The sequence below is a fragment of the Rubrimonas cliftonensis genome, assembly GCF_900107585.1.
GTDB lineage: Bacteria > Pseudomonadota > Alphaproteobacteria > Rhodobacterales > Rhodobacteraceae > Rubrimonas > Rubrimonas cliftonensis.
The window spans coordinates 220,917-235,102 of the sequence record NZ_FNQM01000005.1; the positions used below are offsets into that span (position 1 = coordinate 220,917).

At 72.9% G+C, this 14,186-nt stretch carries 14 protein-coding genes; 7 read left to right on the plus strand and 7 right to left on the minus strand.

The genetic code is table 11. The annotated features are described in order from the left end of the window. Positions 1 to 28: 28 nt before the first annotated feature. The 7 genes from BLW43_RS11075 to BLW43_RS11105 are packed head-to-tail and all read right to left on the minus strand — an operon-like array spanning position 29 to position 6,958. Positions 29 to 2,248: a hypothetical protein gene (locus BLW43_RS11075; protein ID WP_093253244.1), complete on the minus strand. Its 2,220-nt coding sequence runs from the start codon at positions 2,246 to 2,248 to the stop codon at positions 29 to 31. A gap of 37 nt (positions 2,249 to 2,285) precedes the next feature. Next, positions 2,286 to 2,711 (minus strand): ExbD/TolR family protein, encoded by a 426-nt coding sequence (locus BLW43_RS11080; RefSeq protein WP_093253246.1) that lies wholly within the window; start codon positions 2,709 to 2,711, stop codon positions 2,286 to 2,288. Positions 2,712 to 2,721: 10 nt separating this feature from the next. Then, positions 2,722 to 3,174, minus strand: coding sequence for an ExbD/TolR family protein (locus BLW43_RS11085; RefSeq protein ID WP_093253248.1), 453 nt, complete (start codon positions 3,172 to 3,174; stop codon positions 2,722 to 2,724). A gap of 22 nt (positions 3,175 to 3,196) precedes the next feature. Then, positions 3,197 to 3,826 (minus strand): MotA/TolQ/ExbB proton channel family protein, encoded by a 630-nt coding sequence (locus BLW43_RS11090; RefSeq protein ID WP_093253249.1) that lies wholly within the window; start codon positions 3,824 to 3,826, stop codon positions 3,197 to 3,199. A gap of 34 nt (positions 3,827 to 3,860) precedes the next feature. Then, complete coding sequence (locus BLW43_RS11095) at positions 3,861 to 4,292, minus strand: hypothetical protein (protein ID WP_245731016.1); 432 nt, start codon at positions 4,290 to 4,292, stop codon at positions 3,861 to 3,863. 36 nt (positions 4,293 to 4,328) lie between these two features. Beyond that, entirely contained in the window at positions 4,329 to 4,886 is a 558-nt protein-coding gene (locus BLW43_RS11100) for a DUF4123 domain-containing protein (RefSeq protein ID WP_175478856.1), read from the minus strand. Next, complete coding sequence (locus BLW43_RS11105; RefSeq protein ID WP_093253251.1) at positions 4,886 to 6,958, minus strand: type VI secretion system Vgr family protein; 2,073 nt, start codon at positions 6,956 to 6,958, stop codon at positions 4,886 to 4,888. Before BLW43_RS11105 ends, BLW43_RS11100 begins: the two co-directional genes overlap by 1 nt. A gap of 231 nt (positions 6,959 to 7,189) precedes the next feature. Between BLW43_RS11105 and BLW43_RS11110 the strand changes: the two genes are divergently transcribed. The 7 genes from BLW43_RS11110 (at position 7,190) to BLW43_RS11140 (ending at position 14,185) form a co-directional block, all read left to right on the plus strand. After that, complete coding sequence (locus BLW43_RS11110) at positions 7,190 to 7,816, plus strand: OmpA family protein (RefSeq protein ID WP_093253252.1); 627 nt, start codon at positions 7,190 to 7,192, stop codon at positions 7,814 to 7,816. A 397-nt stretch (positions 7,817 to 8,213) separates the two neighbouring features. Further along, complete coding sequence (locus BLW43_RS11115) at positions 8,214 to 9,932, plus strand: type VI secretion system protein TssA (protein ID WP_093253253.1); 1,719 nt, start codon at positions 8,214 to 8,216, stop codon at positions 9,930 to 9,932. Positions 9,933 to 10,001: 69 nt separating this feature from the next. After that, positions 10,002 to 10,526, plus strand: a complete 525-nt coding sequence (gene tssB, locus BLW43_RS11120) for a type VI secretion system contractile sheath small subunit (protein WP_093253254.1) — start codon at positions 10,002 to 10,004, stop codon at positions 10,524 to 10,526. Positions 10,527 to 10,528: 2 nt separating this feature from the next. Beyond that, positions 10,529 to 12,034: a type VI secretion system contractile sheath large subunit gene (tssC, locus tag BLW43_RS11125; protein WP_093253255.1), complete on the plus strand. Its 1,506-nt coding sequence runs from the start codon at positions 10,529 to 10,531 to the stop codon at positions 12,032 to 12,034. 111 nt (positions 12,035 to 12,145) lie between these two features. Beyond that, positions 12,146 to 12,634 (plus strand): Hcp family type VI secretion system effector, encoded by a 489-nt coding sequence (locus BLW43_RS11130; RefSeq protein ID WP_093253256.1) that lies wholly within the window; start codon positions 12,146 to 12,148, stop codon positions 12,632 to 12,634. Positions 12,635 to 12,741: 107 nt separating this feature from the next. Next, the gene (locus BLW43_RS11135; protein WP_093253257.1) at positions 12,742 to 13,599 is read left to right on the plus strand and encodes a type VI secretion system accessory protein TagJ; all 858 of its coding nucleotides are present in this window, start codon (positions 12,742 to 12,744) and stop codon (positions 13,597 to 13,599) included. Then, positions 13,592 to 14,185: a type VI secretion system baseplate subunit TssE gene (locus BLW43_RS11140; protein WP_093253258.1), complete on the plus strand. Its 594-nt coding sequence runs from the start codon at positions 13,592 to 13,594 to the stop codon at positions 14,183 to 14,185. The genes BLW43_RS11135 and BLW43_RS11140 overlap by 8 nt, the downstream gene beginning before the upstream one ends. The last annotated feature ends 1 nt before the right edge of the window (position 14,186 follow it).

Here is a 14,186-nt window from a genome sequence, read left to right on the forward strand (position 1 = left end):
CGACGGAGGCGCGCCGCGCGTCGGCGCCTCACGGCCGGGCGGGGCCGGTCTCGATGAAGACATAGGCCCATTCGCCGCGGAAGGCGGGGTCGGCGGCGGAGAGCGCGGCGATCCGCTCCCGCAGCCAGGCGAGGTAGTCCGCGGCGGGTTCGGTCAGCGGGCGGTCGCCGTCGTGCAGCGGCGCGGTGGTTCCCAAGACCACGGCGATGTCCTTGCCGAACGGCGGCAGGACCGTGAGGCGCAGGTCGCCCCAGGCGTCTGCGCCCGCGCCCTCCGCGCCGAGCAGGATGCGCTCGGCGGGCGCGAAGCGTCGCGGTTCGGCGAAGCGGCTCGGCGCCAGATGCGTCACCACGCCCGAAGCGTCGTAGTAGTCAAGATACACCCAAGCCGGGTAATCCGGCGCCTCGAGGTCGAAGACGAGGCTCGCCCCTTCGACGAGCGACAGCCGCCGGGCCTCGGCGGCGCGACCGATCACGAGCGGGTCGTCGACCTGATCGGTCGACTGGGGCAGCCCGGCGCCCGCGACGCTCTCCAGCACGGCGCACTGGGGCGCCGGCAGCACCAGCAGGTCGTCGACCACCGGGATAGCGCCGCCGACCGCGGCGCGCAGGCGCGCGACGGCTTCCGCGCGCAGGGCCTCCGTCGGCGCATGGCCGCGCAGCGCGACGCCGCCGGTCTCCGGCGCGAAGGCCGCCTCCAGCCGCGCGCAGGGGATCGCCGCGAGCGCCGCGCCGACGGCGTCGCGCGCCTGCGCGTCGGGCCGGGGCGCGCCGGGAATCAGGAACGCGGCGATGGTCGCCAGCGACTGCGCGTCGAGTTCGGCCTCCGCGTCGCCGGCCCAGGCGCCCGCGACCGGAAGCGCCTCGGCGGCGGGCGGGGCGAGCCGCGCGGCGTCGGCCGGCGGCGCGGCCGCCGCCGCCGCGGCCCCCTCGACCGGCGCGGCGACTGCGGGGGCGGGCGCGGGGGCCGCGGCTTCGGCGCGCGGCGCGTCGGCGGCGGCCCGCGGCGCGGCGTCCGCCGGCGGCGAAAGGGCAGACGCCGCTGACGGCGCAGGGGGCGCCGCCGGCGCCGCCGGAGCGGCCGGAGCGGAGAGCGCGGCGAGCACCGTGTCGGGCGGCGTGGCGGACGCGGCCGGCTCCGCGGCTGGCGGAGAGAGCGCGGCGCGGGGCGCGGCGGCGAGGGCGGCGGCCTGGGCGCGCGTCGCGCCGGGCCTCGTCGGCGCGACGGTCTCGGCCTGCGCCGCCGCCGTCCCGACGCGAAGCGGGTCGGGCGCCTCGGCTACCTTTGCGTCCGCGATCTGCGGGAGTGATGGACGGGCCGCGGTCTGCTCCGGCGGTCTGGCCGCCGCCGCCTCGGCGGCGGGCGCCGCGGCTTCGGCCTGCGCCACGACGGGGGCCGACGCCGCGGCGACCGTGGGCTCGGCGCGCGCCGCCGCCGCCCGCGGCGCCGGGAGCGCCGCGGGCCTCGCCTGAGCGCCCTGCGCCGGCGCGGCTTCGGCGCGCGGCGTCTGCGGCGCGACCGACGCCGGCGCCTGCGCCGCGGACGGGGCGGACGGGCGGGCGGCGGAGGGCCTGACGCGCGCGGGTTCGGCGGATGCGGACCGGGGCGCAGCGGCGGTCAGGCCGGGCGCCGCTGGGGCGCTGGCGGTCGTCGTCGGCGCGTCGGGGAGCCGGGTGGGCGCGGCCGCCGCGGTCTCGGGCGGTCGCGCAACCGCGCTCTCGGACGCCGGGGCCCGCGACGCGAGCGGCGGCCCCGCCGGGGTCGATGGCGACAGCGGCGCGGGAGCAGGCGCCGCGGGACGCGCCGCGTCGGCCGCGGACGCCGCAGGCCGCGCCGGCGCCGCAGGCTCCGATGCGGCGGCGACGTTGGCGGCGGCGACGTTGGCGGCGGAAGGCGTCGCGGCGGCGACGCGGGCGGCGGACGGCGTCGCGGCGGCGGCCGTCTGGCCGGGGAGGCTCGCGATCCCTGCGCCCGGCGCATCGGCGGCCGCGGCGTCGGGCGCTTCGGCGAGATCGCCCGCCGAGGCCTCCTCCGGACGCTGGGTCGGCGCATCGAGCGCGGTCATCGAGAGGCGCGCGGCGGGCGGCGGCGCGGGCTTGGGCGGCTGCGGCGCCGTGGCCAGCATCAGCGCGAGGACGAGCCCCCCGTGCACGCCGACCGAGGCCGCCGCCCCGCCGGCCCAGCGCGCCGCCTCGCTCCAGGCCGCGCCCCCGGCCGGGCCGCGCCGCAATCGCGCCGCAGCGCTCATCCGCGGCGTCTCCCGGCGCGGGCTTCGGGGGGCCGTCTCATGGGGCCGCGGTCGGCGTCACCACCAGCGCCGCCTCGGCGGCGCCCGCCTCGCGCAGCGCCTCGGCGAGCGGGAGGACCGCGCCGAGCGGCGCGCGGGCGTGCGCGTTGATCCGCACGAAGGGCTTCGGGCCGCCGCCCTCCGCGGCGCCGGCCACGGCCGCGAGGATCGCCGGCAGGTCGGCGGGCGCGCCGTCCAGCGCCAGCGCGCCGCTCTCCGAGACGCTGACCGTCAGCCCGCCCTGGGGCAGCGGCGCCCCGAGATCGGAGACCGGCGGGACCACCTCGAACGGCGCGTTGGCGTCCATCCGCCCGATCAGCATGAAGAACACCAGCAGGAAGAACACCACGTCGATCAGCGCGACGATGGTCTCGCGCGGCGCGCGGCGCGGGCGTCTGGCTAGCCGGAAGCCGTGCGGGTCCATCGCGCGCCCCTCAGCCGCCGGCGGCGGGGCGCAGCCGCACCACCTGCACCGAGGCCGCGCCGGCGCGCTCGGCGGCGCCCAGCACGTCGACGAGCGCCTGCGTCGGCGCGGCGGGGGAGGGCAGCACGAGCACCTGCGGACCGCCGGCCGCGGCGATCGCCGCCGTCAGCGCGTCGGCGTCCATCGCCGCGCCGCGCAGCATCGCCGAGCCGTCGGCGGCGATGCGCACCAGCAGCGCGCGCGCCGCCTCCGGCGCGTCGGGGCCGCCGGCCGCCGGCGGCGCGGCCGCGCCCGGCCCAGCGCCGCCGTCGCCGGCCATCGGGATCATGTCGAGGTCGAGATAGCTCGACGTCACCATGAAGAAGACGAGCAGGATCAGCATGACGTCGATCAGCGGCGTCATCGGGATGCGCACCGGCCGCGCGGCCGGCCGGGCGATGCGGAAGCCGTCCGCGCCGCTCATGCGGCGCCTCTGGCGGCGCCCGTCACGCCGCCCTGCGCGGCTCGGCGGCGTCGAGCAGGCGGCCCACGGCGTCCTCGACGTCATGGGCCACGCGGTCCACCCGCGCCGACATAAGGCTCGCCGCCACGCCTGCAGGTATGGCCACGATAAGCCCCGCCGCCGTGGTCAGCAGCGCCTGCCAGATGCCGCCCGCCAGCACGGCGGCGTTGGCGGCGCCGGCGGCGAGTTCGAGCTCCTGGAAGGACTGGATCATCCCCAGCACGGTGCCTAGCAGGCCGAGCAGCGGGCTGATCGCCGCGATCACCTCCAGCAGCGGCAGGAAGCGCCCCAGCCGCGCGATCTCGGCCGCGCCGGACTGCGCCGCCGCCGCCCGCGCCGCGCCGGGGTCCCGGCCGTCAGCCAGGACGCCGGCGGCCGCGGCGAGCGCGCGGTCGGCCGGCGCGGCCCCGGCGCGAAAGGCCTTGAGCGGCCCGGCGCGGGCGCCGCCCGCCCAGTCCTGAAGCGCCGCCTCGCGCGCCCCCGCCCCGGCGCGCGCGGGGGCGAGTTCGATCAGCTTCACGGCGATCAGGGCAATCGACGCCAGCGACAGCGCCGCCAGCAGCCAGATGACCGGACCGCCGGCGGAGAGCCAAGCGCCGAGCTGGCCGATCATCGACGGCCGCCCGCCCGCGCCATCGCCGCTTCGCTCATTTCACCAGCGGCGCGGACGCGCGCGAGACGAGCTCGATCGCGGCGAAGCAGTCGGCCGCCTCGCCGTCGGCCGCCGCGCATGCCGCCATGTCGTGCAGGATGATCTCGCCGATGTCGGCGCAGGCGAGCCCGCTGATCTCGAAGATCTTCAGCGTCGTGCGCGAGGCCGGCAGGGGCGCGGCGTCGATGGTGAGCAGCCGGTCGATCACGCCCTCGCCGTTCAGGATCGCCAGCGACAGCTCGAAGGCGGAATAGGCGCGGTCGGAGCGGTTGCGAAACAGGAAGAAGCTGCGGCACCCGCCGTCGAAATCCTCCAGCTTGTTCAGCTCCACGCCGACCGAACCGGCCTGCTGCGCCGCCGCCGGCGCGCCGGACAGCGCCGCCGCCGCGATCGCGGCCGCCGCCGCGCAGGTAATCCCCTTGATCATGCCGTCTCGCTCCCTCGTCCGCTCATGCGCCGCTGCTCAGGCGTCTCCCGCCGGCGCTGACCCGATCGGCCGGCGGAACTCCAGCAGGGCGGCGCCGCCCTCGTCCTCGCAGAAATAGGCGTCCACCTCGTCGCCGAAGAACTGCCTGATCTGCGCCGGCTCCATCAGCGGCAGGACATGGCGCAGCACCCGCGGGTCGTAGAAGCGGAAATAGACGGTGCGCCGGTCGGGAAGCTCCACCAGGGTCAGCTTGCGCAGCCGGCGCCGCATCTCCGCCACCGAGGCGTGGGCGGTGGCGAAGATCGCCCAGGACTTGCCCCAGCCGTCGCCGAAGAGCTGGTCGAAAAGTCCGTCCGCCGGCGTCAGACGCACCAGCCAGGGCGCCGCTGCGGCAAGTTCGGGCTCAAGCTCGCCGAGAAAGAGGCACGCGCTCTCGGCGCCCGTCTCCTGCAGCCGCGCGCCGAGGTCCAGCACCGCGGCGCCGTCGATCACCGCGTAGGCGGCGAGGTCGGGGTCGGCGAAAAGCGCCGCGCGCAGCGCGTCCGGCGCGGCGACGCGCGGCTCGAAGGCGGCGTCCGCGGTCTGCCGGTCCATCACGCCGCCCCCGAATTCGCGGCTTCCGCCGCCGCCTTGGCGCATTGCTCGCAGAAGGGCGCGCCGCTCTCGTGCGCCGATCGCAGGGCGGCGGCGGCGGGGTTGGCGTCGAGCTGCTGGGCGGTGAACGTCCGCGCCTCGCCGCTGCTCTCGGCCGGGGCTGCGCCGGGCTCGCCCTCCATCGGCTCGTCCGGCTTCTGCGCGGCCGCGGCCGCCGTGCCCGAGCCGCTGCCCGCCGAGCCGCCGGAGTTGATGTTGACCATCGTTCCCTTGATGGACACGCCGGCGGGGCCGATGTCGATGAAGTTGCCGCCGACCTTGAGCGAAAGCTGCGTCCCGGCCTCCAGCACCAGCGTCTGGTCCGCCTTCACATGGATCTTGCCGCCCTTGGCGACGATCTCAGTGGCGCCCGTGGCGAGGATGGTGTCGGCCTTGAGGTTGTAGGTGTCCTTCACCGTGCGGAACGCGTCGGCGCCGAAATCCTCGTGCATCGCGCCCTCCACCTGCCGGAACTGGTCGCCCTCGACGATGTCGTGATCGTCCACGCCCACCAGCCGGCGCGACGTCTCCTTGATGCGGATGTCGATGTCCTTGGCGGCGTGCAGGAAGATGTTCTCGGCGCCCGAATTGTCGGTGAAGCGGAACTCGTTGAAGTTGCCGCCGCCCTCCGAGTTCGACTTGAAGGTGGTGACGAAGGGATCAGCCGACGGGTCCATCGGCGGCTTCATCGCGTCGTTGTAGACGCGCCCGGTGATGATCGGGCGGTCGGGGTCGCCATGCTCGAACTCGACGATCACCTCGTCGCCGATGCGCGGGTTCGAAAGTCCGCCCCAGCCGGAGCTGGCGAAGGCCTGGCTGACGCGCACCCGGCAGGAGACGGCGTCGCCGCTCCAGCGGAAGCGCACCAGAACGCAGCCGAGATCGTCCGGATCGACCTCGCCCTCTCCCACCACCACCGCCGTCTGCGGGCCGACGATGCGCGGGCGCAGCGCCTCGCGCGGCGGCGCGAAGGGTTGGGACGTGGGGATCGCGGTGAACTCGACCTTGTAGCTCTCCACCTCCTCGCCGCCGGTCTGGTAGGAGCCCAGGCTCATCTCGTGATGCGCCGATACGACAAGATGGTCGTCGCCGAAGCCTTCGTCGGCGCCCTCGATGGTCAGCTTGGCCCCGGCGCAGACGCCGCGCAGCGTCGCCTCGCCGTGGGAGACATGCTCGCCGGTCTGCAACACGTTCATGCGCGCCTTCGCGCGGCGAGCGCCGACGCCTTCGGCGTTGAAACGCCCCGGGTAATTGTAGATGTGGCCATGCTCCGCGAAGTCGGAGGAGGAGGCCGCGACGGTCGCCAGCGCGGCGCCCGGATTGCGATAGTCGTAGTCGTCCAGCAGCACCCTGCCGGTGCGGATCGAGAGGCTCGGCCGCCATGAGCGCAGGGCTTCCGCGACGTCGTTGGTTCCTGCGCGCCGGAAAAGGTCGAGATAGGCGACCTCGTAGTCCGGATAGGGCTCATGGCTGAACGGACTGTCCGAGAAAACAAGCGTATGCTTGCCGTTCTCGTGCTCGAAGTAGAAATAGACGCCTTCGTCCTCGAGCAGGCGCAGGATGAAGTTCAGATCCGTCTCGTTGTACTGGACACAGTACGGCATCATCTTGAGCGACTCGTCGAGCGAGAACCTGAAATCGCCGTAACCGTGTTCGTGGAACAGGTCCTCGATGATCTGCTGGGCCGACTTCTCGTGGAAGATGCGGCAGTTCTCCCGCAGCGACAGGAACCACAGCCAGGGGCGGGCCACGATGCGGAAGGCGTAGTTGCGGTAGCGCATCCCGCGGGCCGTGATATCGGTCACGAAACCGTTGAAGTAGCGCGGCTCGTTCCCGCGGCCTTCGACCGCGACGGTCACGTTCGTTCCCAGCAGCGACTTGAAGTCGAGGTCGGCGTCCTCGGAGATGGCCTCGATGTCCATCTCGAAGTTGCGGCTCAGCCCCTCCTCGACGCGCATCGACTGGAACGCGAGGACGTCGTCGCCGAGCGCCGTGCCGAGGCGCATGCTGCGGGTTGCCTGTGTGAGCGCCATGTCTTTAACTCCGGTCAGACGGCGGGCCCCTCGCGCGACAGCCCCGCCTCGCGCCGCGCCTCGACGCTATCATGTCGGCGGCGCGCGTGGCGAGGCTCAAGCTGGCGCAGGCCTGCGATAAGCTCTTCGACTTGTTATCATCGGGAACGACGGTCACGCGCTGTGACGCAAGACACAGTGTGGCGATTGCGATACCACTAGGGTGATCCCGCATTGAATGGAGGAGCAGTCATGCGCAAGACACTCGCGATGGCAGCCTGCGCCGCCCTGACCTTGGGGCTGGGCGCGGCGCAGGCGCAGAACAGCGCCGACATCGTCCGCAGCCTGACGCTGCAGAATGAGATGACGAAGTCTTCGCCGCGGGGAGCGACCCGCGGCATCGGCGTCACCGCCGGCGGCGGCGCGGCGACCACGGGGGATGCGCGGGTCGAGACCAGCGTGAGCGCCGCGCAGCAGTCCGACCGCCCGCGCGTCACGCCCGCCAGCCTCGGCGGCGAGGTGCCCGACCTGCCGCGCGACGTGCAGGTGAACCTGAAGATCACCTTCGAGACCGGCAGCGCCTTCATCCGGCCTTCGTCGGCGAGGCTGCTCGGCGAGCTCTGCACCGCGCTGAAGCAGATGCCGGTCGAGCAGCGCTTCTTCATCATCGGCCACGCCGACGCGAGCGGCGCCGCGGAGACCAACCGCCGCCTTTCGCAGGCCCGCGCCGAGGAGGTGTCGCGCCATCTGCAGCGCGAGTGCGGCCTGGACGAGGCCCGGCTGAGGCCGGTGGGTCTCGGCGAGACGCGCCTGCTCGATGGCGTGCCGCCGATCTCCGAGGAGAATCGCCGCGTCGAGATCGCCATCGACAACAGCTGAGCAGCGGCCGGGCCACCCGGTCTGGTTCTTTCGGTCCGGCGACGGCGCCGCCCGGACGCGCCGCCGCCGACACGCTCGCGCCGCAGGCGTCGGTCCCCGTGGGGCAGGGCGGCGCGCAGTGAGGGCGCCGCCCGAAGCCGGCCCCCGGCATGTGCGCCAGCCGCTTCCGGAGACGCCGAGGCCGCGCGCCGCCGCACTCCGGGCCGTCGTCGCGGCGACGGGCGTCCAGCCGGGCGGCCGCCGCGGATGAGACCTTGGAAGGGGCCCGGTGGTCGCCTTCATGCTGGACGCGCAGGGCTTTGTGTTGTCAGCCTGCCGCTGAGCCGTCGGCGACCGCGCCGGCCCGACGGGCGGCCCGGCCGGGCCGAGGGTGCGACCGTTCCTTCGAGGGGGCGACATGAGCGAGACCGTGACAGACGCGCCGGCGAAGCCCCTGCCCGCGGCGCTCTACGAGGGCGTCTCGGCGGACGCCCCTGCCGGGCCCGCCCCGAAGCGCGAGGACGTGGCGCCGCTGCGCGAGCTCTGCGAAGGCAAGCAGGGGACCTATGTCAGCGAAGACAACCCCAACATGGGCGGCTCGCCGCCCGATTTCCGCGCCGCGCGCACGCTTTGCATGGAGCTGCTGGAGCGCTCGCGCGACGTTCGCGTGCTGGTGCGGCTGGTGCAGGCCGAGGCCAACACGGGCGGCGCGCTGGGGCTGCACGCGGCGCTGCATCTGCTGGACGCCTGGCTGCGCAAGGACTGGGAGGCGCTGCACCCCGGCCCGGCCGACGACCGCCTCGCCCGCCGCGAGCGCGCCCAGGCCTTCGCCCCGCTAACCTCGCCAGCGCTCGCCGCGGCGGTGGAGACGGCGCGGCTCTTCAAGGGCGCCGGGCTCGACGGCGAGATCAGCCTGCGCGACTTCCTGCTCGCCTCCGGCCGGCGCACGGCCGCCGCCGGAGAGGTGGCGCGGCCGCCCGAGGGGCTGGCCGAGGTCATCGCAAGGGCGAAGGCCGAGGAGACCGTGATCGCTGCGGCGACGGCGCTTTCGGCTTCGTCCAGCCTGCTGCGGGCCATCGAGACCACGCTCAAGGGCGCGCCGGAGTTTCCCGCGCCGCGTTTCGAGCGGCTGGTGCAGGCGATCGACCAGCTGGCTACCGCCTTGAAGCCGTTCGCCGTCCTGCCTGGCGCCCCCGCGGCGGAGGGCGAGGCGGGCGAGGACGGCGACGCCGCCGCGTCGCCCGCCTCAGCCTCGGCCCCCATCGGCGCGCTCACCTCGCGCGGGGCGGCGCTCGCGCTGCTGGACGAGGTGATCGCCTACTACGCCGTCTCGGCGCGCTCCAGCCCGCTCCCGCTGGCGCTGCTGAAGCTTCGCGAGATGCACGCGGCGTCCTATCCCGACTGGGTCGCGGCGCTGGCCGCCGACGGGCCGGACTACGCGGCGCTGACGATGAGCGGCGTTGACCCCGAGGCGCTGGACGCGTTCGTCCCCGAGGAAGGGGCGGCTGGCGCGGAGGCGCCCGGATGGGCGGCCCCGCTCGCGGCGGCGAAGAAGGCGCTCGCGGCGCTCGCGGCGGCCGCATCGGCTGCGCCCGCGCCGCCGCCCGCGCCCGGCCCCGCAGAAACGGTCGGTCCCGCAGAATCGGTCGGCCCAGAGTCGGTCGACAGAGAACCGGGCGACGCCCCATCGAGCGCCGGAGCGGACGGCGCCGAAGGTGCCGCGGACGGGGCGGGCGGCGCCGACGAGGGCGGCATGGCTGAGGCGGGCGACGGCGCCGCGCAGGCCGCCGAGCCCGCGCCGTCGCCCGCCCCCTCGGGCGCGGGCCCCGGTGCGGAGGCTGGCGCGGAAAGCCTCGCCGCGCTGACCGAGGCGCTGGAGGGAATCGAGTCGGCGCTTGCCGCCTTGCCGGCCCCGCCGCCCGCACGCCCGACCGGACGCATCCGCGATCGCGCCGGGGTCAAGGCGGCCCTGACCCAGATCGCGGCCTATTTCTCCGCCGCCGAGCCGGCCAATCCCATCGCGATTTGTCTCACGCGCGCGAATGGTTTGGTGGAGATGAGTTTTATGGATACGCTGGGGGAACTGGCGCCGAAAGGCGGCGACACGCTTTCGCTGAGCATCGCGCCCAAGAGCTGAGGCGTGCGCGAGACGCGTCGCGCTTATGCTGAGATTTCGACCAAGGTCATGGCCTGAGAGGAGCATCGGATGTCGGGCAGCGGACAGAAGTTCATCGGGCGCAATCGCGCGCCCCGTGTTCAGATCGAATACGACCTCGAGACCGGCGGCGCGCAGAAGAAAGTGAGCCTGCCGTTCGTGATGGCGGTGATGGCGGACCTCAAGGGCCGCTGGCAGGACGGCGAGGATCCCAGCCAGATCGTCGACCGCGAGTTCGACGACGTCGACATCTCCACCTTCAACACCTTCATGGAGGGCACCCGGCCCCGCGCGCAGTTCCGCGTGCCGAACAAGCTGACGGACGACCCCGACAGCGAGCTCTCGGTGGATCTGACGTTCACCAACATGAAGGACTTCACGCCGGGCCGGATCGCGGAGAAGGTGGGGCCGCTCAACGAACTGCTCACCGCCCGCAACCAGCTCAAGAGCCTGCTGTCCTTCATGGACGGCAAGCCCAATGCCGAGAAGACCATCAAGGAGCTGCTCGGCAACGAGACCCTGTTGAAATCCCTCGCCGCCTCCAAGGATGGCGGGAAGACTGACGGAGAGGCTTGAGCATGGCCGAACAGGAAGCCGCCCAGCCGCAGGGCGCAGGCGCGATCGTCGAGGTCGACGAGTTCGACGCGCTGCTGAACAAGGAGTTCAAGCCGCGCACCGAGGACGCCGGCAAGGAGGTCTCCTCCGCCGTCCGCACCCTCGCCGCCCAGGCCCTCGCCAAGGCGGAGAAAGAGGGCCAGGTGATGTCCGGCGCGGTGGTCGCGACCATCAAGCAGATGATCGCCGAGATCGACGCCAAGCTGACGGCGCAGATCAACGAGATCCTGCACCACGCCGAGTTCCAGAAGCTTGAAGGCGCGTGGCGCGGCCTGCACTATCTCGTCAAGGAGACGGAGACCGGCACGGACCTCAAGATCCGCGTCATGGCCGTGTCCAAGGACGAACTCGGCGACGAGCTGGCGAAGTATCCCGGCACCGACTGGGACCAGAGCCCGCTGTTCAAGAAGCTCTACGAGAACGCCTACGGCGTGCTGGGCGGCGAGCCCTACGGCGCCATCGTCGGCGACTACCACTTCGACCACTCCGGCCCCGACGTCGACCTGCTCGGCGACATGGCCAAGATCGCGGCCGCCTGCCACGCGCCGTTCATCACCGGCGCCTCCGCCTCGCTCTTCGACATGGACGACTGGGCCGACATCAACGCCCGCAAGGATCTCGCGACGCTGTTCGAGAGCCCGCCCTACATGGAGTGGAACGCGCTGCGCGAGCGCGACGACGCCCGCTACATCGGGCTGGCGGCGCCGCGCTTCCTGTCGCGCCGGCCCTACGGCGCGAACAACCCCGTCGACGCCTTCGCCTTCGAGGAGGAGACCGGCGGCGACGATTCGACCAAATTCACCTGGGCGAACGCGGCCTATGCGATGGCGGCCAACATCAACCGCGCCTACAAGCTCTACGGCTGGTGCTCGCGCATCCGGGGCGTGGAGTCGGGCGGCATGGTGCAGAACCTGCCCACCCACACCTTCCAGACCGAGAAGGGCGCCTGGGGCTCCCAGTGCCCCACCGAGGTCTCGATCCCAGACCGGCGCGAGGCGGAGCTGGCGAACCTCGGCCTGATGCCGCTGATCTACAAGCAGGGCAGCAACGAGGCCGCGTTCATCGGCGCGCAGTCGCTGCACAAGCCGCCGCAGTTCGACGACAGCCCCCAGGGCCAGACCGCCACGAAGAACGCCATGCTCGGCGCCCGCCTGCCCTACATCTTCGCGTGCTCCCGCTTCGCGCATTTCCTCAAGCACATGGTGCGCAACAAGATCGGCAGCTACATGGAGAAGGAGGACATGCGTAAGTGGCTGAACTCCTGGATCCTCAACTACGTCGAGTCGTCCGACAACGCTTCCGAGGTGGCCAAGGCCAAGCGCCCGCTCAAGGCCGCCGAGGTCGTCGTGGACGAGGATCCCGAGAACCCCGGCATGTATTCGGCCAAGTTCTTCCTGCGGCCGCACTACCAGCTGGAAGGCGCCAACATCTCCCTGCGGCTCGTGTCGAAACTTCCCTCGGAAGGGTGATGACCGTCACAGCGGCGAATCGTTCGCAGGGCGATAACAGCCCTACGAACACACCGAAGCCAACCGCCCCGGCAAACCCCGCGGCGCTGATGCAAAGAAGAGGAGAGAGACATGGCCGTTGATATGTTCCTGAAGATCGAGGGTCCCGCCATCGGTGGCGAGAGCCAGGACAAGGCCCACGGCGGCGAGCTCGACATTCTCGCCTGGTCCTGGGGCGTGTCCAACTCGGGCACCACTCACATGGGCGGCGGCTCGGGCGCCGGCAAGGCGAACTTCCAGGACATCTCGTGCACGACCTACTACGAGAAGTCGACGCATGAGCTGATGAAGTCCTGCTCCAAGGGCACCCACCACGAGAAGATCACGCTCACCTGCCGCAAGGCTGGCGACAGCCCGCTCGAGTACATCGTCTACACGCTCGAAGACTGCATCATCACCTCCGTGAGCACCGGCGGCTCGGGCGGCGAAGATCGTCTGACGGTCAACTTCTCGATCAACTTCGGCGCCTTCTCCGTGCTCTACAAGGAGCAGGACAAGAAGGGCGCCGAGGCCGGCCAGGTTCAGTTCGGCTACGACATCGCGGCCAGCGAAGACAAGTGAGCCCGACGCTCGCTTCCTGATCGACACCGGCCGGCGCGGGAAACCCCGCGCCGGCCCATGCCGCTTTCGGGCGGCCCGCACGCATTCCGCAGCAGGAGACCGGCGCGATGAGCAAGCTCGAAGCCCAGAAGGCGCTCAACGCGGGCGACCTCGACGCCTGCAAGGTTGCGCTGTTCGCCGCGGTGCGCGCCAAGCCCGAGGACGCCGAGCTGCGCGCCTTCCTGTTCCAGTACGCCTGCGTCGTCGGCGACTGGGACCGCGCGCTGAAATCGCTCGACGCGCTGGCCGCGCTCAAGCCCGACGCCATCGACCTCGTCGACGACTACCGCTGCGCCATCGCGGCCGAGAAGACCCGCGCCGCCGTGTGGGCCGGCAAGGCGCGGCCGTCGATCATGGGCGCGCCTGCGGCGTGGATCGCGCAGATGGCCGAGGCCGCGCGGCTGGAGGCGGAGGGCGCCGCGCAGGCCGCCCATGACATGCGCGCCGAGGCGCTCGACGCCGCGCCGGTCACCCCGGGGCGCAGCGACGAGACCGGCTTCGAGTGGTTCGCCGACGCCGACACGCGGCTCGGTCCGATCCTCGAGGTCGTGCTGAACGGCGAATACCACTGGATGCCGTTCTCCGACGTGGCGGAGCTGACGCTGGAGCCGCCGAAGGACCTGCGCGACGTCGTGTGGGCCGTCGGCCTGCTGACCGGCGTGGGCGCCGACGAGCCGTGGCCGGTCATGGTGCCTGTGCGTTACCCGGGTTCGGAGGCCGGCGAGGCGGCGATCCAGCTGGGCCGGCGCACGGAGTGGCGCGAACTGGCCGGCGAACACGCGGCCGGGCTCGGCCAGCGCCTGTTCGCCACCGACGGCGGCGACATCGCCGCGCTGGACCTGCGGCGGCTCACCTTCGACCACCCCGCTCCGGCGGAGGGCGAGCCGGCTGCGAAGGTCGAGGGCGCGGACGGGGACGATGGCTGACGACAGCGAGCTTTTCTGGCCATCGCTCTACGGTCGCCTCGTCCCGTCGCGCTACGACGAGGACACCGCCGGGCTGACCGACGAGGACTTCGCGGACGACGGCGGCGCGCCGCAGCATTTCCTCAACGACTTCAGCACCCTTCAGCGCCATGTGCAGGTGGAGCTGGTGCAGATCCTGAACTCGACCGGGCTGGAGGCCTCGCTCGGTGCGAAGGACTATCCCGGCGGCGATCGGCCGGCGCGCGGAGAAAAGGCGAGCTACCCGTTCGACGCCTACCCGGCCGTGCAGCTCTCGATTCTCAATTACGGGCTGCCGGCGATCATCGGCCGGCAGGCGCTGAGCCTGCCGCTGCCGGTCATCGAGAAGCGCATCCGGGAGGCCATCGGGGCCTACGAGCCGCGCATCCGGCCCGAGACGATGCGCGTGCGCGTCACCACGGAGAAGGGCGACACCATCGACCCCGAGCGGCCGCTGGAGTTCACCATCGAGGGCGAGATCTACGGCGCGCCGGAGAGCCTGCGCGTGCTGATCAACACGTTGTGGGACACCGAGAAGGTGCGCACCCGCGCCGAGCTGGAGCGCTGAG